This window comes from Candidatus Symbiopectobacterium sp. 'North America', assembly GCF_015762685.1.
Lineage (GTDB): Bacteria > Pseudomonadota > Gammaproteobacteria > Enterobacterales > Enterobacteriaceae > Symbiopectobacterium.
The window spans coordinates 1-20,349 of record NZ_PEHF01000027.1; the positions used below are offsets into that span (position 1 = coordinate 1).

The 20,349-nt window shown below is 53.5% G+C and carries 12 protein-coding genes and 7 pseudogenes; 4 read left to right on the plus strand and 15 right to left on the minus strand.

The window, feature by feature from the left end; all coding sequences use genetic code 11:
- The 11 genes and pseudogenes from CS369_RS06315 to CS369_RS06365 all read right to left on the minus strand — a co-directional run.
- Positions 1 to 274 (minus strand): annotated as a pseudogene (locus CS369_RS06315) (transposase); the annotation flags it as partial.
- Positions 275 to 478: 204 nt separating this feature from the next.
- Positions 479 to 919, minus strand: coding sequence for a hypothetical protein (locus CS369_RS06320; RefSeq protein ID WP_244664824.1), 441 nt, complete (start codon positions 917 to 919; stop codon positions 479 to 481).
- 440 nt (positions 920 to 1,359) lie between these two features.
- Positions 1,360 to 3,147: pseudogene (locus CS369_RS06330) on the minus strand (RHS repeat-associated core domain-containing protein); the annotation flags it as partial.
- Positions 3,148 to 3,201: 54 nt separating this feature from the next.
- Positions 3,202 to 3,486 carry a hypothetical protein gene (locus CS369_RS23185; protein ID WP_244664825.1) on the minus strand — a complete coding sequence of 95 codons (285 nt, stop codon included), beginning with the start codon at positions 3,484 to 3,486 and terminating at the stop codon, positions 3,202 to 3,204.
- A gap of 63 nt (positions 3,487 to 3,549) precedes the next feature.
- Positions 3,550 to 4,041 (minus strand): DUF4123 domain-containing protein, encoded by a 492-nt coding sequence (locus CS369_RS23190; protein WP_244664826.1) that lies wholly within the window; start codon positions 4,039 to 4,041, stop codon positions 3,550 to 3,552.
- Positions 4,007 to 4,846: a DUF4123 domain-containing protein gene (locus tag CS369_RS06340; RefSeq protein WP_244664827.1), complete on the minus strand. Its 840-nt coding sequence runs from the start codon at positions 4,844 to 4,846 to the stop codon at positions 4,007 to 4,009. Before CS369_RS06340 ends, CS369_RS23190 begins: the two co-directional genes overlap by 35 nt.
- 288 nt (positions 4,847 to 5,134) lie before the next feature.
- A pseudogene (locus tag CS369_RS06345) lies at positions 5,135 to 5,829 on the minus strand (ankyrin repeat domain-containing protein).
- Between the two features lie 140 nt (positions 5,830 to 5,969).
- The gene (locus CS369_RS06350) at positions 5,970 to 7,340 is read right to left on the minus strand and encodes a PAAR domain-containing protein (protein ID WP_196906435.1); all 1,371 of its coding nucleotides are present in this window, start codon (positions 7,338 to 7,340) and stop codon (positions 5,970 to 5,972) included.
- Between the two features lie 9 nt (positions 7,341 to 7,349).
- Positions 7,350 to 9,386: pseudogene (locus CS369_RS06355) on the minus strand (type VI secretion system tip protein VgrG).
- Between the two features lie 202 nt (positions 9,387 to 9,588).
- Positions 9,589 to 10,108, minus strand: a pseudogene (locus tag CS369_RS06360) (Hcp family type VI secretion system effector).
- Between the two features lie 314 nt (positions 10,109 to 10,422).
- Positions 10,423 to 11,346: an AraC family transcriptional regulator gene (locus CS369_RS06365; protein WP_196906437.1), complete on the minus strand. Its 924-nt coding sequence runs from the start codon at positions 11,344 to 11,346 to the stop codon at positions 10,423 to 10,425.
- A gap of 250 nt (positions 11,347 to 11,596) precedes the next feature.
- Here CS369_RS06365 and yqhD point away from each other — a divergent pair.
- Positions 11,597 to 12,760, plus strand: a pseudogene (yqhD, locus tag CS369_RS06370) (alcohol dehydrogenase).
- A 617-nt stretch (positions 12,761 to 13,377) separates the two neighbouring features.
- On the opposite strand, the pseudogene CS369_RS06375 reads toward yqhD, so the two are convergent.
- Together CS369_RS06375 and CS369_RS06380 are read right to left on the minus strand one after the other, a co-directional pair.
- A pseudogene (locus CS369_RS06375) lies at positions 13,378 to 14,485 on the minus strand (NADH:flavin oxidoreductase).
- Between the two features lie 70 nt (positions 14,486 to 14,555).
- Positions 14,556 to 15,026, minus strand: coding sequence for a MarR family winged helix-turn-helix transcriptional regulator (locus tag CS369_RS06380; RefSeq protein ID WP_196906438.1), 471 nt, complete (start codon positions 15,024 to 15,026; stop codon positions 14,556 to 14,558).
- A gap of 154 nt (positions 15,027 to 15,180) precedes the next feature.
- On the opposite strand from CS369_RS06380, the gene CS369_RS06385 reads away from it, so the two are divergent.
- The 3 genes from CS369_RS06385 (at position 15,181) to CS369_RS06395 (ending at position 18,386) form a co-directional block, all read left to right on the plus strand.
- Entirely contained in the window at positions 15,181 to 15,504 is a 324-nt protein-coding gene (locus tag CS369_RS06385) for a hypothetical protein (protein WP_196906440.1), read from the plus strand.
- Positions 15,505 to 16,366: 862 nt separating this feature from the next.
- Positions 16,367 to 17,779, plus strand: coding sequence for a pyruvate kinase PykF (pykF, locus tag CS369_RS06390; protein ID WP_196906442.1), 1,413 nt, complete (start codon positions 16,367 to 16,369; stop codon positions 17,777 to 17,779).
- Between the two features lie 370 nt (positions 17,780 to 18,149).
- Positions 18,150 to 18,386, plus strand: a complete 237-nt coding sequence (locus CS369_RS06395) for a major outer membrane lipoprotein (RefSeq protein WP_195312335.1) — start codon at positions 18,150 to 18,152, stop codon at positions 18,384 to 18,386.
- Positions 18,387 to 18,601: 215 nt separating this feature from the next.
- On the opposite strand, the gene CS369_RS06400 is transcribed toward CS369_RS06395, so the two are convergent.
- Positions 18,602 to 19,597, minus strand: coding sequence for a L,D-transpeptidase family protein (locus CS369_RS06400; RefSeq protein ID WP_196906443.1), 996 nt, complete (start codon positions 19,595 to 19,597; stop codon positions 18,602 to 18,604).
- Positions 19,598 to 19,882: 285 nt separating this feature from the next.
- On the minus strand, positions 19,883 to 20,299 hold the full coding sequence (sufE, locus tag CS369_RS06405; protein WP_196906445.1) for a cysteine desulfuration protein SufE: 417 nt from the start codon (positions 20,297 to 20,299) through the stop codon (positions 19,883 to 19,885).
- Positions 20,300 to 20,349: the final 50 nt, after the last annotated feature.

Consider the following 20,349-nt stretch of genomic DNA (forward strand, 5'->3'; position numbering starts at 1 on the left):
CGTCTTTATCGCTGGTTTTAAAGTTTTTTTTCGATAACGTCTTTGAGTGCCCGGCATTCCAGACTCAGATCGGCAAACATCTGTTTCAATCGTCGGTTTTTGTCTTCAAGATCTTTCATCTTTTTGATATCAGACGCTTCCATACCCCCAAACTTTGCTTTCCAGTTGTAGTACGAGGCTTCAGATATTCCCGCTTCGCGGCAAACGTCTTTGACGCTTCAACAGACTTCAAAACGGCGATGATCTGGTGTTCGGTGAACCGGGCTTTACGCATGGCGATCTCCTCAACGGGACATAATCAGTATGTCAGAAGATCTCTAAAAGTGAATGGTTCGGTTTACCGGGATACTTACAGCTTCAGCAGACGCAGCGGGCGGTTAAGCGGATGGTAAGCGAGGCGGATGGAGTGCGGGACTGCTGTAGGTAAAAATGGCCGGAAGGATATAAGGATCACTTCCGGCTTTTTTATATAGATAAATTAATAAATAACTAAATTGCCTTTAGGCCATTCACCATCCCAGCCGCAGGGTATATGCCCTGACTCGTAAACAGTAATGAGTCCATAGAAAAACAAGTCAAACTTTAATTTATCTTTATATACATCTTCCATTAAATAATTTACCAAGTCCCACTTAACGTTGTTCAGTATGATTTCATGCGAAATTAAATCTGATTTAATAGATGGAATGATCTCTCCATCCAATATTTTTTTTGCTTCTTTTACCAAAGGATTCCAATTATGATATAAATCTGAGTATTTTATAGCTAACAAGCCTGTAATTTCGTTACCAGCTTCTAATGTGGTATTTTCCCATTTGACGCTATCAATGTGTTCAATAAAATCACTATCATTCTTAACTTGCCTGATAGAAGATAACAATGCTGGTTTTCCAACATGATCAAACCATTGGATATTCATCAACCTATCGACTGCTAAACGCGATATTTTAATGGCTTCACCTGATTTATTCTTCCTGGAATTCTCGGCACTTCCATACAACCAAGAGCACCATGCTGCACCCTATTTTGAATACTATATCTTACCGCCTGATTCACCTGATTAGGCTGCAAGCCTGCCGATTCGAGAGATCGTTTTAGGGCTTGAGTATACTGAGTATTGGTTGGTGCTTCTCTATATAATTCCCCACCTTTTCTATATTGATCCCAAAACTTCTCCATCGATCTATGAGCTTCATAATGCTGTGATCCCCGCTCGGTAAACGCATTTCCTTCTACTTTGATTGCTGCGCCTTGATCTCGTGGGATAACATCCCTAAACGCGGCATCCTGATTTAAGTGGTGAGACTGTCCGGGGCTTGGATCGTTTTTCAGTTGCCCATGTGGCCCCATCGCAGGACCTTTTTTCTCCAACCCAAAGGGATCACACCACATGAATGGATTCGTTACGTAACCCTGTGGCCTAATCCCACCACCCAGGCCTATCGGGTCCGGCGAGAGATACTGCCCGCTATCCGCATCATACTAACGATGCCGGTTGTAGTAAAGCCCTGTCTCCGCATCGTACAACTGCCCCTGATAGCGCAATTCGCAGTACACTTCTTCGTTCGAAGCATCACCCAGATAGCGTCGCAATGCGATGGGCCGGCGCTCCTCCCGATGATTGCCCCACAGCGCCTGTTCACCCCGCCAGTGAACTTCTCCCTCCTCGCTGCACAGCTCGCGCGCCGTACCCGTCAAATCCGTGACGATATAGTGCAACCGGGTAACATCGCCTTTTCCTTCCACCTGCGCCAGCGGCCGGAAACTCCCCGGTTCATACACCCACTGCACTGCCCGCGCCGATGTGCCATCCGCCAGATACTGCTGCTGCCCTACCAGTTGGTCTCCGTCCCAGCGGTAGGCTACCCGAGCTACCGCCTGCACTGAGGAGGCTTGCCCTTCGCGCACCTTGCTGACCCGGCGGCCAAAGGCATCATAACCATAAAGCCAACGCGCACCCTCCGGCAAACTGACTCGCACCAAACGGTCCTGCACATCCCATTCGTAGTGCGTTTCCTTTGGCCGAAAACCGGGGCGCGTTTCACGTTTTATCGCCAGCCGACCGCAGTCGTCATAGCGATAGTGCGTGTAACCGCACTCAATAACGCGACCGGCTGCATCATAACGCGCCAGTGACTGCACCACCGCATCTTTCTGCGTCAGCGCTTCGCCCATACCGGGCGCTATCTGAGCAATTTCGCACAGGTTCTGTTCGCTGTCGTAACCGAACAGCCGTGCCTGACGACGGCGCCCTTCCTCCCGCCGCTCGGCCGTCACCTGCCCGGTACCTTTTAACCGGAAGGCCTGTTCCCCCCAGTGACTGCCACTGATGCCTGTCAGCCTGTCCAGCACATCATACTGGTAGTACCGCTCCAGCACGTCGTTGATCCGGCCATCCGCCCCTTCCAGCGCCTGGCGTTGCAGCAGCCCAGTCGGGCTCCACTCCTGGCGCAGCGCAAAACCGCTGCCGTTGCTGCGCCGCTGTTCTTCACCGGATGCGGTGTGGCTGAACTGCAACGGCTGGTGTGTGCCAATGCCCAGCGCCGTCACACGGCCTGATGCCCACGCCAGTTGTAACGGGGCCAGAATTCCTTCCACCCGGGAGCGCTGCCCGCTGGCATCATAGTCACTGGTGAGCACTTCACCGTTAACCGTTTCGGCAATCACCTGCCCTGCCCGGTTATTGCGCCCTGCGGCATCATAGGCGTACAAAATGTGGCTGCCATCCGGGGCTAGGCGCTGCGTTAACCGGCCTGCCACATCGTAGTGATAGCGGTAGACCCGACCGTCATAATGGCGCTCTTCATTCAGGCGCCCACAGTGGTCAAAACCGTAAGTCCACTCCCGGCCCAAACTGTTGGTGACACCGGCAAACTCCGCCTGCGCATTGTAGTGATAGCGCACCGTGGCACCCAGCGGGTCGGTCGCTTCCAGCAGGTTGTCGAACGCGCCATAACGGAACTGATAGCGTTGTCCCAGCGCATCGGTCACTGCCGTCAGATTACCCTCAACATCATAATCAAAGCGTGTTTCACTGCCGTCTTCGTACACCACTTTGGCGGGCGTATCGCGCGTGCCTTCATATTCCCAGCGACGGATTTGTACGCCTGTTTCATGAGCGATGTGGCGCTCGGTCAGGCGATCAATCGCGGCTTGATACAGGCGATCCATGCGACTTTTAATGCCGATGTTTTCTGGCTGCTACAGAAGAGGTTGCGCCCAAGGCTGTTGGGGAAAATCCGGCCCCAGTTCGGTGGCCAGTGCCAGCCAGCGCACAATGTCGCGATCGTTGTTGAACCCGCTTTGCTGCGCCTGTGCCATATGCTGGCGGGTAAAGTCCAGCAACGCTTCCTCTGGCGCATCCTTCCAACGCGTGTGATACGTGCGCAGATGCGCCGTATAGCGCGCCAGTTCCTGCTGCTGTGCGGGTTCCAGCAGCGCTTGCCACTGCGCTGTGCTCAGTTGACGCGGCAGGTTATCCGGCACCGAATGCGGTTCACGCGCCGTCAGAGTCAGGGCCTGAACGCGGCCTGATGGCGCAATATCGCATTAGCTGGCGACCGGGCCATAGAGGGCATTGGCCTCTTGTGCCGTGCTGACAGCGAGCAATGCATTCACCACCTGCCAGTCACCGATACGCAGAATGGCGTTCTCGCCAGAAGGCAGCGAAATCAGACTCCAATGACGCAAGTGCTTCACCAGCGCCATCAGTTGATCGTGCGGTGCATAGGCCAGCATAAACCACGCCAGTTGCATTCCCATGCCCCAGCCGTCCTGTATCAACAGATGCTCTCGCACCTTTGTCCAGTTGGCGCTGTGCACCGGAATGCAATAAGGCGAGATGCTCGCGTGCTCGCGACCAGCCTCGCCCCAATACACACGAGTTTGATCCAAGTTGCCTCCCCAGCGTTCAGCCAGCCAGGGCACGGGATCGTTAAGTGCGGCCTCCGCAATCACAAAGCAGCCGCCCTGAGCCAGACGTGCTTGCCAGGCGGCGTCATCTTCCTCAACTAACGCTAAAAACGGTGGGGAAACACTCACAGCGTAACCTCCGAAATGTCGGGTAAATCGCCCGCATCCAACCTGGGCGATGATAATGAAGACGCATACTGTCAAGGTGTTCAGGCACGGACTTAAAAATCCGCAAGCTGTCTGCCAGCGAGTAGCGTTCGGTGAGATGGATAAAAGCCGTATGGTGATAAAACTCGCTGCCCAATACCCAACGGTGTGCGGACCAGGCCTCGCACTCTGCTTCGCCAGCGAAGGGGTAATACTGTTTTGCCAGCGCAATACCACTGGGAAAGCGCTGTTTGACCACCGCGATATCAAGCGGAAACGCCGTGAGTGTGCTCGCATAGAGAAAGAGTTCATTGGCCAAACGGTGCAGGCGGTTGTCATGCGCCAGCAGCGCATACTGCTCTGGCGTAAGTTGAATCTGATAGAACGTATCGGCGTGTATGGTTGCCGGTGTATCTTGCTGCGCCAACAGGCGATAGCACCGCTTATCATCATCAATCATGGGGAGATAGATCTGTGTCATCGGGCCAAGAAACGCCCGCTGCGCCAGCGCATCCAGAGTGTGCCACCAACCGGAGAGCACTGCGGGTGCATCGCTGCGAAAAATCGCTAATGTTCCCTCCGGCCACAGGCAGGAAATACGCTGCTGCCAAAGTTCTGCGGCCTGTTGCAGCGTCAATGGGCCACTGAACAGCGTCACCCCGCCGTGCCCCGCCGCAGCGGTTTCCTCCAGCCAGTGCTCCAGCGTTTCTCCCGCTTTGCCCTCATCTACCTGAACCACCAGAGGAGCCCAGCGCTGCCACGCTTCTGCTTGCGGCGTAAAATGCAACTGCCGCCAGAGTCCCGCCGCAGCGGGCTAAAATGCCTGCCAATATTCGGGCAGTTCCGGATAATCCAGCAGGGATATCACGGCGTACAAGGGTGCTGCACGCTGGCTGATGTCAAACAGGGTAAAGCCGTTTGTCATCGTTATTATGTTTTCTGAATTCGTCATGTTTTGTGGAATACATTCGTCGCTAACGCGTGAATGTGAGGTGCCGGGAAGTGTCCTGCGCCGAAAAAACGCAGGACAAAACGTAATAGCAAGGTGACAAAAAGATTCAAATGGGTTGTGAGGTTACGGCGTGTGGCCTTTTTCCCACTGTGCGCGCATCTGCGCCGGAGAGCGCGGCGGGAAGAACACACCTTTATCCCGCAATTGCTGCTGCACCTCAGCCAGGGATATTCCGGTGATTGCTGCGCCATAATGGATACTCTTTCGTACACGCGCCATGCCAGACTGCTTCCCGTCGCGGAATAGGTTTCTACCTGCGCGCCCTGCTCAATCAGCCAGTGCACCATCTGATATTTGTTCAAATAAGCGGCGTAATGCACACTGGTGGTTTTCGCCTCATCGGCCAGCTCGATATCAGCACCGCGCGCCACCAGCAGTCGCACATTGTCCCAGCGATCTTCACTGATGGCAGCAAACAGCGCGGGTTGTCCACGCCGGCCGATGGCATTCGGGTTACCACCTGCATCCAGTATGAGGCGCAGCCATTCGGGATCTTTCGCTCTCGCAAGGGTATTGACCGCGCTATCACCGGCGCCATCTTTGAAATTGGGATCGGCCCCCAGCGTCAGCGCCCGTTGCACTGCACGTTTATCCTGGGTTTGATAGATGAGCCATTGCAGCGGCGTCACCCCCTCTTTGCCCTGCACATTGAGATCGGCTCCGTGACTCAGCGAATAACGGGCTCCTGCCGCGTCACCGTTTTGAATGCTGTGCAACACCGCCACCACTGAGGGGGAAAACAGTTCACTGGCATCCATACTGTGCCCTACTGCCTGACAAGCCGTAAGCAGCCCGATCAGCACTGCTCCCAACCATGCCGCCCGCGTATGGCCGGTTAGCCCAACAGCAGGCCATAATCCACGGCGCGGTAGCGCTTTGTTTCTGACTAACCATTGCATTACATCCCCCCGAAGGTGCTGGTGATTTGTCCGATGTCTTCTTTTTTCTGGTTTTCAATATCGGCAATCACCTGATCCATACCGTGACGGGCCAATGGCGATCCGCCGGAATCCGGTAGAGATAACATCTCTCCGCTCGCTTTCGGCAACGCGCCGTCCAGTAACTTGACCACACCCATCACACCGCCGATTGCAGCGCCGGCATTGCCGCCAATTAATGCTCCCGCCCCGGAAAGCAAGCCCTGCAACAATGGGGTAGCGTAGTTTTGCACCAGGGTGAGGATCTCACCATCCACCGCCTGCGTTTTAATCAGCGTAGCGGTATCTACCAGCGATGTCCCTCCAGCACGCGCCACCGTGTTTTCATGCAATCCCGCTGCGTTAAAGGTAAACCCCGGCAGTTTGGTGACGCTGACGGCAGCGGAAGCCAGCCCGCCGCCCAGCGAATGACCAACAATTACCGGAGCTGGAGAGATCACATCCTTTACCTTGGTTGCCAAATACATCGCCTGGTTGTATTGATCGGATTTCATCCCCATCCCCTGGCTGGCATTCGTCACCCAATCTTGCACGCCGGTCACCGCATTGTTGTTGCCCCGGTAAGTCAGCATGGTTTCTCCATTCACCGCTGATTTAAGCAGTGCTGCACCAAAGCCGGTTTTGCTATCGGTAAAGTCGCTCGCTGCCAAGCCGGGCAGCTTGCTGGTATCCAACAGTTCCAGCCCGACGGGTGCTTTCGGTAATTTATCCATTACACCACGCCGGAATTCGTCCACCGAATAAACATACTGTGCAGCTTCCGCTCGCAGAATATTGTCGTTGTTGAACGCCTGACGTTTCGCTGGATCCACCAATCCCTGCAGGGATGTCGCCTCGGTTGCCAGTTTGGCGCGCGCCAGATAGCGATCTTTGCGTTGCGCCAACGTCAACAGCTCATCCAACATCGGCAACTCCGCCGATTGTGCCCACTCCATCAGCGTAGGCAATAGCATCGGCGTCAAGGCCAGCAGTGGTGCACGATTTTTTGCGGACTGTTCCGCGCACGCTTTGACCGGAGACTGATAAGGCGTACTACCAATAATCACATCGCCGCTGCCTGCGGCGACGGAACCACCGCAGCCGATAGCGTCACCAACCCGTGCCGCCAGTTTGCCATTGATGATGACATTCCCCGATCCGGCTGAAATGGCACGATCGTGAATACCGTGCGGCATATTCGGGCACGGACACGCGTGGAGCAGCACCGCATCGCCTTTACGGGCTGCGGGCTTTCCATTAATGATGACATCGCCGCTTCCGGCGATAATCGGCGTGGCGGGAAAACAACCGTGACCGGCACAGCTGTCCCCCAGTCGTGCTGCACTGGGCATGCTCTCTCCTTAGCGTCTGTCCGGTGCGTCGGGCAACGTGGGGGCGCTCGGTGTCTCGGGCGCAATGGAGACTGGCACGGTGCCCGCCCCCGCTGAACCACCATCGTTAATTTTGACCAGGGTGCCGGAAATGGTGACACCCGCACTGTCAATTTTGATAAACCCGCCGGGCGCTTTGATGGTTAATGCCTGGCCGGCTTCCAGCACAATATCCGCCGCTTTCAGGTAGCTGTCGGTGTTAACTAAAACCCGTTGATGCGCGCCGATCAGCGTCTCTTCGGAGCCAGTGATGGTCGACTGTCGACTCCCTTCGATATGACTCACCTCCCCACCGCCGATAAAGCGTTTCAGCGACTGGCCGATACGCTGGATAACGTTGCGACCAATGGTTTGGTGATGGTCCTGGCCGATTTGCTCGAAATCATCCTGACCAACAGTGCGGTGACGATGGCGGTCAACGCGCTGAAACTGGTCCTGCGCCACGCTCAGGTGTTGGTCACGTCCGATGCTTTTCCGGTGAATATTGTTCACCACCGTGTCGCGATCCTTCTGCGCATGCAGATAGATCTGCTCACACGTGGCTTCATCTTCAAAACGCAATTCGTTAAAACCGCTGCCCTTGTGCGTGTCGGTGCGCAACGTGGTACGCGTCTTGTGCTCCGGCAACAAATACAGCGTCGGGTTGGTGGCATGGAAGGTGCGCCCGGTGATGATGGGCTGATCGGGATCCCCTTCCAAAAAGCTGACGATCACTTCATGCCCAATGCGCGGGATAGCAATCAAACCATACTGACCGCCCGCCCAGTCCTGACTGACACGCACCCAGCAGGAACTTTGATCATCACTGACACCTTAACGATCCCAGGGGAATTGCAGTTTGACGCGGTCAAAATTATCGCAGTAGATCTCCTCGCCTGCCGGACCGACCACTGTCGCAATCTGTGGGCCGTCCACCATCGGCTTAAACGAGAGGTTCGAACGCCAGGTCGTACTGGCTTTCGCCACAGAGAATGCGTTGCTTATCGTCGTGGGCTCGCCCCCACTCTCATCTTCCAAAGCCTGAGGCTGCTGACCAACATGCGTTACTGACACCGTTTGCCACACGATGTTGAGCGCCTGTTGTGGATGCTCCGTCAGCGTAAACGTGTTGCCGGGCATCAATGCCGCACAGTTGGATTCTCCGGTGGCGGTAACGGCGTCGGCACGCAGCGCATCCAGACGGAAAGCGCTAAATGCCTTACCGCTCGGGTCCTGTTTAAAACGGCCCGGATAATCATAGTGCTGGTATGTTTCGCGCTGATGAGCCAAATCCCAGCTCAGATTGTTGTGCATCAATCCATAAGAGGGGGTTTTAAAGCTGTAGTCTTTCAGCGCAACTTCCGCCGTACTGACGCGTTCCGCATAGTGAAAACGCCTGACGTAAGCGCCTTCAGACAATCCCTGTGTCGCCAGATTCAAAAACAGCTTAGGGCCTTTCTCCAACGCACCCGCATCATTGGCGAACACCACCCGGTGTTTGCCTGCTTCATACTCATGGAAGAAATACATTCCCTCTTCCGCTGCCAGACGGCTGATAAATGCCAGATCGCTTTCACGATACTGTACGCAATATTCGCGCTCAGCATGTTCGTGGCGCAGCGCAAAAGCGAAATCAGTAATACCCGTTTCCTGCAACAAGGTGCTGATAATGGCATCCGGCTTCTGCGATTGGAAAATGCGCGCGTTGGTGCGCAGGCCCGCGCGCCACAAAGCCGGACGCATCTCAGCCTGATAGAGGGTGCGACGAAAACCGGTATCGCCTTGGGTAAAGGCACTGACGATGCCGCTGACGCGACGCTGAAGTTCACCTTCGAACTATACCAACAGTTCGCAGGGCTGATCCAACACGGCGCTGAAATCAATATCTGGATGAGCACTGGCCAGATTCAGTGACAAGCTAAAGGGACGATTCAATCCCTCATCAAGCCTGAAGTCCACCACCGCAAACGTGCTTGCTGGCAGCGTGCCGAGTGTCACGGTGAACTGTAATCCTGTGCTGTTTGCCACCTGTTCTCTCCTTATTATTTCGCCCTACCATGGCTACCGCACTCCCCGATGGCTGACCGGTTCGTCGTCGTTTCTGTCATGACGCTGTGCGTTGGGTTAACCCAGTGCACAGCACCCGTGCTTGTTGTGGTGCTGATGAATCAAAACGGTTGCAGTAACAAACGCAGAAAACCCGGCACATGGCCGGGTTATACATCTGCGCTTAGGCTTCGACTGGCGCACGCCAGTCGTCAGAACCAGAGGTTCCGGCAACGGTGTACTCCCAGTCGATTTTGCGGTAGGCCAGAGACACTTCGATAAGCTGGGTATAGTCCAGTTTTGACGGGTCCTGGCAGTGTGGCATCTGGCAGTTGATGTCCACGATGGTGGCGTCGGTCAGCACGGTGGAGAAGAAGTGCTCCTGTTTGCCTTCCACAGAGGTGCGATACCACTTCAGGGTCACGGTCGGCAGCATTTCACCAGAGGCCAGCGCGTTGTACATCAGCGGGACGGATTTGTTCAACGCGACGGTGAATTTGAACGGTTTGTGGACGCGTTGACCAGAAGGCTGGCCTAATTGCGGATCAGTCGGAACGGTGACAACGTGTTTGAATTCCTGTACCAGCATTTCATCTTCGTGGCCCTGCACGTAGATGTTGCCGACGGAGTCAGAGGTGAAGGTACATGCGGTGATATTGCCCTGTGTTTTTCCTTCGATGCTGATGATAGCATGGAGTTGGCATAGTGTTGCTCCTTGTTATTGAACGGGTTGAGTCATTGCACCGTTCGTACAGCAATTCACATGCCAATTTTTATCTTATTGTTTTTAAACAACAATTACTTGAAGACCATTTCCCTTACGCCAAGCCTGAGCAAGAAGTTGCGTAGACCTCGCAAAAAAACGGCATTCATTGCGTAAAAAGTGATTTACACCAGAAAGTGAGCAAGAAGTTGCGCAGAATGCGCAGTTATGCTGATACAGCGTGCTGACACAATGCCCTCTCCCGCTTGACACCCTTTATTGCTGCCTGTCTGCCAACGCGACTGTCTGGCTATTTCAGCTTTCTTCAACCACCATATTGGTAACTTTCAACCGTGCCACTTCGTCACCTGGCGTTGCGCCAAAGTAGCGTTTAAATTCCCGACTGAATTGTGACACGCTCTCATACCCGACGCGCACCGCCGCCGCTCCAGCCCGCACGCCGTCATTGAGCATCATCAGGCGCGCTTTATGCAGCCGGTAAGACTTCAGGTATTGCAGCGGTGAGGTATTGGTCACCGCCTTGAAGTTATGGTGAAACGCGGACACGCTCATATTCACTTCCGCCGCCAATTGCTCCACATTAAGGCTATCCGCATAGTGATTTTCGATACGACGCAGCGCTTTAGCGATCTGGCTGAAATGGGTATGCCGGTTGACCAGCGCCTGCAACGCCGCTCCCCCCTCCCCACACAGGATATGGTAGGTAATCTCTTTGACGATCATCGGCCCCAGCACTCGCGCATCACGGGGCGTTTTCATCGCATCAAACAATCGTTCAACGGCACACAGCATCTCTTCGGTAAACGGCACACTGTTCACACCGCAAGAGCCTGAGCACGGGCGAATAACGCTATCATCATCGCCAATATCCAGCAGCAATGCCTGGAGTACCTGCGGATCGATCCGGATGGAGATCCCAACCAAAGGCTGTTCAACACTGGCAACCGTCTCGCATTCAAACGGCAGCAGCACCGTCATCAACAAATAGTTTTCTGCGTCATACTGAAAAACGGTATCACCCACATAGCCAATCTTCCTGCCCTGAAACAGGATAACTATCGTCGGGTCATACATCACCGGCACACGTGGATGGGGCTGGTCCGCGTAAAGGATTTTTACCTGTGCTATCGGCGAGGGCGTAACCCAGTGTTGGGTTGTGTAGCTGAGCGCCTGCTTGATTATCTTGGCAAACACCGGGTTGTTTTGGGCACGCGTCATCAGTAAGGCCTCACTAGGAGTGGCAACTGTCTCTACAATAGAAAAACAACATGACACAAACGTCATTTTTTATCACCCAATTCTCCGGGTAATTGTAGAAATAGGCAACAACCCAACAGAAATGTGCATTGAATGCCTGCGGCCAGCTGCTGATAATAGCCCACATCATTCATACTGAACGATCGGTATCCATCTCCCGCAAGCATTACCCGGGATTTCTTATCAAGGCGTTGAACTGGATAATTACCCTATGCAAAATTTCACACTTCATACCCCGACCAAAATTCTGTTTGGTGAAGGCAAAATTGCCGAAATAGGCAAAGAAATTCCTGCTGATGCGCGCATCCTTATCACTTACGGTGGCGGTAGCATCAAGCGTAACGGCGTACTGGATCAGGTTTATCAGGCGCTGGATGGCCGTGATGTGCGTGAGTTCGGCGGTATCGAACCAAACCCGTCTTATGAAACACTGATGAAAGCCGTTGAATTGGTCCGTGCCGAAAATATTGACTTTCTGCTCGCGGTGGGCGGCGGCTCGGTCGCTGATGGCACCAAATTTATCGCTGCCGCAGCACACTATGAAGCCGCGCAAGATCCCTGGCATATTCTGGAAACCACAGGCGCACAGGTGACGAATGCCGTGAAAATGACTTGCGTGCTGACCCTGCCAGCAACCGGTTCTGAATCTAACAATGGTGCCATTATCAGTCGTAAAACTACGGGTGATAAGCTGCCCTTCTTGTCCCCCTACACCTTCCCCCTGTTTGCCGTACTCGATCCGGTCGTAACCTAGAGTTTGCCGCCGCACCAGGTTGCCAACGGCGTTGTCGATGCGTTTGTGCATACCGTTGAACAGTATCTGACCTATCCGGTGGATGCCAAAGTGCAGGATCGTTTTTCTGAAGGCTTGCTGTTAACGCTGATTGAAGAAGGCCCACGCGTGCTGGCCGAACCGGAAAACTACAAAGTCCGAGCCAACGTGATGTGGAGTGCCACCATGGCACTGAACGGGTTGATTAATGCTGGCGTGCCGCAGGATTGGGCTACCCATATGATGGGCCATGAATTGAACGCATTGCACGGGCTTGACCATGCGCAAACGCTGGCGATCGTACTGCCTTCCTTGCTGCAAGCGAAAAAGGCGCAAAAGCGAGCCAAACTGCTGCAATATGCAGAACGCGTGTGGAATTTGCGTGAAGGTAGCGAAGATCAACGCATTGATGATGCTATCGCGGCCACGCGTGCATTCTTCGAGAAAATGGGCGTACCCACCCACATGGCGGATTATCAATTGGATGGCAGCACCATTCCGACGCTGGTTGCCAAACTGAAAGAACACGGCATGACAGCGCTCGGGGAACACGCTGATATTACGCCGGAAGTGAGTCAGAAGATCTACGAAGCGGCACGTTAAGCGCCGCCCCTCATTGCTGTGTCTGCGAAGGGAGCCAATGGCTCCCTTTGACATTACTGGCAACCCTACCTAAAAACAGTGACGTCCCCATCTCCGTCATTCCCGCGAAGGCGTTGAGGGATCCCCAGAAAAAATAGCGTAAAGCGACATAGTTTTAATTCTTTGAATTATTTGACGTTATATCGCGTAAAAAATAACGCTGAGGAGAGTGGGGCCACAGGGTGAGCGGCAAGACGTCTCGAAAGTCAGCGCCGCGTCGGGAACGCGTCGCTGGCAGCCCGTCAGTGAGCTCGGGCTCCGAAGAAGCCGCGTAGCGGCGTTATTTCCCGCGCAAAGCAGGGGTCTCGGGGCGAAGGCGATTGAGCGCCCCGAGTCGGGTGCGTGCGATGTACCGTGCAAATAACCGCGCGGGTTAACGCGCACAAAATGTTCACTGCACCAACAAACAGACTTGGCCTATATTTGTGGGGATTCTTCAGCGCGAAGGCGGGAATCTCATGCAGAAGAAACGCGCTCATTCTCGAAGAGATCCCCGGCTTTCGCCGAGAATGACGAGGAAAAAGTGACGTTGTCAGCGGTTTGAGAGAGTCAATAGCTCCCTTTGTCATGGAGGTATATCAGGCAAGTACGGCCAAATCTGCCGCATTAAATCCGCGTAGAGAATCTGTCTGACCCGACTGGACTTTTTCTGCACAGTGCGCATCAGAAAGCAGAACCCGCCCTACGGCGATCAGATCAAACTCGTCCCGCTCCATACGCGTATACAGGTTATCCAATGCTGCCGCACCCGATCCTTCACCGCCAAAGGCAGCAAAGAAGTCAGAGCTTAATCCCACCGACCCAACGCTGATGGTGGCCGCACCGGTTAACTTCTTCGCCCAGCCGGCAAAATTCAACCCATGCTCGCCGTCAATGTCCGGGAACTCCGGCTCCCAGAAGCGACGTTGTGAACAGTGCAGAATATCAACGCCCGCCTCAACCAGCGGTGCCAACCATTCCGTCATTTCTTGCGGTGATGTCGCCAGACGCGCTTTATAACCCTGCTGCTTCCACTGACTAACACGCAGGATTAACGGGAAATCAGAGCCAACGGCAGTGCGAACGGCACGCACAATGTCCGCCGCAAAGCGAGAGCGCTCACGGATGGTTGCTCCGCCAAAAGCATCGGTACGCTTATTGGTTCCCGACCAGAAGAACTGGTCAATCAGATAACCATGCGCACCGTGCAGCTCCAGCGTGTCAAACCCTAACCGTTTGGCATCCGCTGCCGCTTGGGCAAAGGCGGCCACCGTATCAGCGATATCCTCTTCAGTCATCACCACGCCGCGCGGAGTATCCGGTCCAACCAACCCTGAAGGGCTTTCCACCGGCGCCTCCGGCTCCCACTCTCCCGTGCGTGTCGAACCTGTGTGCCAAATCTGAGGACCAATTTTACCGCCTGCCGCATGAACGGCATCGGCAACGCCTTGCCACCCCGCCAGTGCCGCGTCACCGTGGAATAAAGGGGATGCCTGCCATATTACGCGAAGCAGGACGGTTCACCACCGTACCTTCCGTCAGGATCAGCCCCACGTTGCCTTGCGCGCGACGACGATAATATTCCACGTTTTCAGGGCCAGGGATCCCCGCTTTCGCCATACCGCGCGTCATCGGTGCCATCACGATTCGGTTAGGCAGTTGCAACCCTTTCAGCGTAAAGGGAGTGAACAAGATATTGTCGGACATGGACCTTTCCTTTTTAACGATTAACGTTCACGAAGTGAGGTAAACGCAGTCAGTTCTCAAGACAGGTGCATCAAGGGCATTGCTGAGGTGGCTCGGTAGCCCCTTCGCCGCTCTCATCAAGGCAATCAATGCACTCTTCAAGCAGTTGATGCAGCGCAGCCACCCGTTCAGCACCGAGTTGTGCCACGATCGTCACCTGCGCCTCCTGCCACACCCGTTGCGCTTGTGCCTGTTTCTCCCGCCCTGCCGCCGTCACTTCAACACGGCGACTGCGCGCGTCATTCCCGGCACAAATTTTTAGCCATCCTTGCGCAACCAGAGGCTGCATATTGCGTGTTAACGTAGAGGCGTCCATTTGCATGTGTCGGGCCAAATCGACGAGACGAACAGGCTCCAGGCTCACGGCATACGACAACAGCGCATACTGGGTGTTTTTCAACCCGCATGTCGCAACGTAGTGATCGTAATGTCGCGTCACCATCCGCGTAAGCTGGCGCAGCTTGAAGTTGGTACAGCCTTGAGACGTGTCTGTGTTTTTCATGTCGTTAATTGTATATGCAACATTTTTACATCAGGAAGATCGCTATATTAGTCCATTATCCGGCTAATAACGCGCGCATATATGAGTGTTCACGGTTTCACTCGAACAAGATTAGCGATAAGCTCATGTTTTTTTCTATCTCTTTGGAGTCAGCGTGAAACGCCTGTTATCAACCCTGCTTCTGGCAACGCTCACCGCTTATGCACACGCAGCGCCTGCTGCCACAGATGTCACCATGACAACAGCATCCCAACAAGACACGGATGCCAGTTTGCCCAAGAAACATCCCAGCGAACTCTATCTGCACGCCAAACAACTGTTTGAAACCGGCCATAAGGATGAGGCTGTGACCTGGTTTTATATCGACCAATTGCGCTGGCGCTACCATTTACTGGCACACCCCGAACTGCCGCCCGATGGTGAACCTGCAACAATGGATGCCCTTAATGCTACGCTTGGACAAGCCATCAATGAATGAGCGGGTGGTTCCCCCACGGCCTGGCGTGGAGCGATTGGCAAAGCGCTGACATGGGATGCCGCTCATCCTAACCCCACCACCCCCAAAGCGCGGTATGCTGACCAATGGCAGCAGGTGCGTGCCGGACTGATGCAACTTGATGGTTACCTGCGTGATAATGAAAACCAGATCCGTACGGAACGTCAGGCACGTGGTTTAGAAAACCGGTAAACAGACCTCTTCAGATTCAACGAACAGAAAACCACACAAAATGCACTCAGGCTGTGTTTTCCAGACAGAAACACAGCCTTTTTTCACTCGCACACCCGGGTATCGCTCATAATCGCAGCAGTCGTTTACCGCAAACTATCCGTGCGCTCAGTGAGCGCAGCGACAGGGCGCAGCGCAAACTCACTACTGTGCAGTTGCGCAATAAAAAGAAAGAAAATGAGGGAAAATGATAAAATCGTTAGTTTTTTTGCGCAAACACAAGAAAACGCGCTATCTTAGCAGCGTAATTATCTTGTTTCCCCATGCGTTATAACTATAATACGAAACGTTGTTTCATTGAATGGTTTCAGCAAATCGACGTGCCGAAAATACTACGATTAGACACTGTTACTGCAAACATAACTCCCCGAGACACGCTTAAGGTTGAAACACGCGTTTTACCGGTGGCGAGCGACACGGTTGCAGCATATCACCGCACTCGGCTTACCGCCGGTGGTAACAGGCCACGTCCATCATCTTTCATTCATCGTTACCCGCTACAATTACTATTCGCTCTGGACTCGCAAACACATTCTCTTCGTCGGCCTCGTAGTATCCGGTGCCCGGGAACTCATGATTTTTTTATCCATCACAACTTGTAGAAAACACTCGTATGAAAAAGACTAAAATCGTTTGTACTATCGGTCCGAAAACCGAATCAGAGGAAATGCTGACCAACATGCTGAATGCAGGCATGAATGTGATGCGTCTTAACTTCTCACACGGGGATTATGCTGAGCACGGGCAGCGCATCAAAAACATGCGCGCGGTTATCGAGAAGACAGGTAAACAAGCCGCCATTCTGCTGGATACCAAAGGGCCAGAAATCCGTACCATGAAACTGGAAAACGTTGCGGACGTTAGCCTGGTTGCAGGCCAGACCTTTACCTTCACCACTGACCAAACGGTTATCGGTAACAAAGAACGTGTTGCGGTTACCTACGAAGGTTTCGCCACTGACCTGTCCGTCGGCAACACCGTACTGGTGGATGATGGCCTGATTGGTATGGAAGTCACCGCCATTAACAACGGTGAAGTGGTTTGTAAAGTGCTGAACAACGGCGACCTGGGCGAGAAAAAAGGCGTGAACCTGCCGGGCGTGTCCATTCAGTTGCCTGCACTGGCTGAAAAAGACAAAAGTGACCTGATCTTCGGTTGTGAACAAGGCGTTGACTTCGTCGCTGCCTCTTTCATCCGTAAGCGTTCTGACGTTGAAGAGATCCGTGCCCACCTGAACGCCCACGGCGGCGAAAGCATCCAGATCATCTCCAAAATCGAAAACCAGGAAGGTCTGAACAACTTTGACGATATCCTGGAAGCGTCTGACGGCATCATGGTTGCCCGTGGCGACCTCGGCGTGGAAATTCCGGTTGAAGAAGTTATCTTCGCCCAGAAGATGATGATCGAAAAATGCAACAAAGCACGTAAAGTGGTTATCACTGCCACTCAAATGCTGGATTCCATGATCAAGAACCCGCGTCCAACCCGCGCAGAAGCCGGCGACGTGGCGAACGCCATCATCGATGGTACCGATGCAGTGATGCTGTCTGGTGAAAGCGCCAAAGGGAAATACCCGTTGGAAGCCGTCACCATCATGGCGACCATCTGTCAGCGCACTGACGTGGTCATGAACGCGCGTCTGGATGCACAGCAAGACTCTGCCAAAATGCGCATCACTGAAGCGGTATGTCGCGGTGCGGTAGAAACCGCAGAAAAACTGGATGCGCCGTTAATCGTGGTAGCTACCAGCGGCGGCAAGTCTGCGAAATCCATCCGTAAATACTTCCCGCACGCGCGTATTCTGGCACTGACCACCAATGCCATCACTGCACGTCAATTGCTGCTGAGCAAAGGCGTTGACACGCTGCTGGTGAGCGAAATCGCCTCTACCGACGACTTCTATCGCATTGGCAAAGAAGCTGCGCTGAAAAGCGGTTACGCACAGCCAGGCGATGTGGTTGTGATGATTTCTGGCGCGCTGGTTTCCAGTGGCACCACTAACACGGCATCCGTACACGGCCTCTGATCGTTTCCACTGGCTGTTGCCGTTAACTGTGCGGCAGCCAGTCAACGCGCGATCGTGAGTGAATAAATGACCGATAGTAAAAAAGCGCCGTAAATGGCGCTTTTTTATATTTTTATGTCATCAATCGACTACACTCAGTAAATAAGCACTATTCCGCTCCACCTATTTCCGCAGAATATATCCCCAATTCGCATCATAAAATACCGCTGTTTTCACTCCTTTTTTAACTACTCTGTAAAACTCGCTGCTTCTTTGAGCGAACGATCAAAATTAAGCATGTTCTCATCAAAAATTTATTCTCATTAGAAAAAGCTTTGTGTAATACTTGTAACGCTACATGGAGATTAACTCAATCTAGAGGGTATTAAGAATGAATCGTACTAAACTGGTACTGGGCGCGGTAATCCTGGGTTCTACTCTGCTGGCAGGCTGCTCCAGCAATGCTAAAATTGACCAACTATCTTCTGACGTTCAGACACTGAACGCTAAAGTTGATCAACTTAGCAACGACGTGAACGCAATCCGCGCTGATGTACAGGCTGCTAAAGATGACGCAGCTCGTGCTAACCAGCGTCTAGACAACCAAGTTCGTACTTACAAAAAGTAAGAATTGGTTAAGTAGTGAAAATGGCGCACACTGTGCGCCATTTTTTTTGCCTGCCCTTTTGCCTATTCAGCACATGTCGTTACCACCTCCTGCAACCCGCTGACGCACGTCACAAGATTCAGATAATCTGGCATTGAGAACAACATTTTCCGATTTTCACCGAGGCGTGGCGTTAAAACGCGCTCAACGGTGGCTGAGCGCGTTTTAACGATGTATTAGTAAGATGGCGCAGCCTGATGCGTCTCAGGCGCTGTTAGCGCAGGTTCCTGAAAATGCTCGACGCTTTGCCCGGCGCTGACCAGAATCGGCATCCCAGAACGGCGCACAATAGCATCGGCCACCATTTGGCTATGCGTTTCCGCCGCATGGATGAAGCTCTGAATCTGCTTATTCAGCGGGATTGCCATGGTTTGTGGATCGTCCTTGTACGTTTTAGACAGCGGCTGATGCACTTCAATGTAACGCTTGCCGTCAGGCTCCACCGAGGTTTTCACCGCGTCATTGATGATCTGCACTCGGGTGTCTACTGGTACGTTATTAAACAACCATTCAATGTCATCGGCACGCAGACGGATACAGCCGGAACTGACACGCATACCAATACCGAAATTAGCGTTAGTGCCATGCAGCAAATACACACCGCCATGGGCCGCCAGACGCAGGGCATGCAACCCCATCGGATTATCCGGCCCCGCCGGGACAACCGCCGGAAGTTTGATGCCCTCTTCTTCCAAATAGCGCTTACGGATGTTAGCCGTCGGCGTCCAGGTCGGATTGGCACGTTTTTCGCTGACCAACGTGACCATCAACGGGGTGTTACGCCCCTGCTGACCGATACCGATCGGGAAAACAATGACGGTGCCCGTCCCTTTCGGGTAATAGTAGAGACGCAGCTCAGCCAGATTGACGACAATGCCCTCGCGCGTCGTATCCGGCAGCAGCATCTGCGTCGGGATGGTCAAGGTGGAACCCTGCGTTGGCAAATAGGGATCGGTGTCAGAATTGGCTTCCAGCATATTCAGCAGGCCGATTTTAAAATCAGACGCAATCGCTTCCAGCGGTCGACCATCATGGGGCACCAGGTAGGCAATGTTCTCACCGATCAGTCGGCTGCCCGCAGGGGGCAATGGGTATTCGGTGGCGCTCGCCGCCGAGCTTCCTACCAGGTAGGTCGCCAGTACCATACCCAAAAGTGTAAACATACGCTTCATACGAAAATCTCTACAGGTTGACGTTATTATTCGTTTGTCATTGATACCAGCCGGGGCCCGAATGCGGCCACTTCCGTCGAATTCTGCAAGTGTAGCATGCCAAAAATACCCTCAGGTTTTATTTGCTAATCAATGCGTTAATATGCAGTTCTTGACAAAGCACCACGACAGAATAAAAGGAGTTTCTGGTAATAACCAGTGGGGTAATCTGAAAAACCAAGCGGTTGGCACGCAAACGCCGTGCTTGAGTGAACCAGCCCGCAGTAAACGGGCTGGTTGGCAGGATCAGGCCAGGGTAGACGCTTTAGCGCGAATGGCGCGCAGCATCGCTTCCAGCCCCAGTGAGCGAGATGGCGTTAAATGCTGGCTCAGCGCCAGTTCTGCAAAGAATGGTCGCACATCAAGCGCCAGTACTTGCTGCGCCGTCAATCCTTGATACAGGCTGAAGACCAAGGCAACCAGTCCCTTGACGATAGCGGCATCGCTGTCACCGCTAAAAACCAGGTGGCCCTGCTCATCGCGCGTCATCACTATCCATACCTGACTCTGACAGCCGGCAATCAGGTTCTCGGGTTGACGCCACTGCTCTGGCAGCGGGTATAAACGACCGCCAAGTTCAATGATATACAGATACTTCTCTTCCCAATTGTTGCAACGAGAAAAATTTCGCAACAATTTTTCTGGCTCTGGCAAGCTTGCCATGAATTCCTCCAAACAGGCTGACATGCACGCCCACCCCATAGCCGCCTGGC

Excerpts from the sequence above, each read along its gene's own strand:
- CS369_RS06320 (WP_244664824.1), bottom strand. The coding sequence starts at position 919 with ATGAATATCCAATGGTTTGATCATGTTGGAAAACCAGCATTGTTATCT.
- CS369_RS06350 (WP_196906435.1), bottom strand. The coding sequence starts at position 7,340 with ATGCCCAGTGCAGCACGACTGGGGGACAGCTGTGCCGGTCACGGTTGT.
- CS369_RS06365 (WP_196906437.1), bottom strand. The coding sequence starts at position 11,346 with ATGACGCGTGCCCAAAACAACCCGGTGTTTGCCAAGATAATCAAGCAG.
- CS369_RS06380 (WP_196906438.1), bottom strand. The coding sequence starts at position 15,026 with ATGAAAAACACAGACACGTCTCAAGGCTGTACCAACTTCAAGCTGCGC.
- pykF (WP_196906442.1), top strand. The coding sequence starts at position 16,367 with ATGAAAAAGACTAAAATCGTTTGTACTATCGGTCCGAAAACCGAATCA.
- CS369_RS06395 (WP_195312335.1), top strand. The coding sequence starts at position 18,150 with ATGAATCGTACTAAACTGGTACTGGGCGCGGTAATCCTGGGTTCTACT.
- CS369_RS06400 (WP_196906443.1), bottom strand. The coding sequence starts at position 19,597 with ATGAAGCGTATGTTTACACTTTTGGGTATGGTACTGGCGACCTACCTG.
- sufE (WP_196906445.1), bottom strand. The coding sequence starts at position 20,299 with ATGGCAAGCTTGCCAGAGCCAGAAAAATTGTTGCGAAATTTTTCTCGT.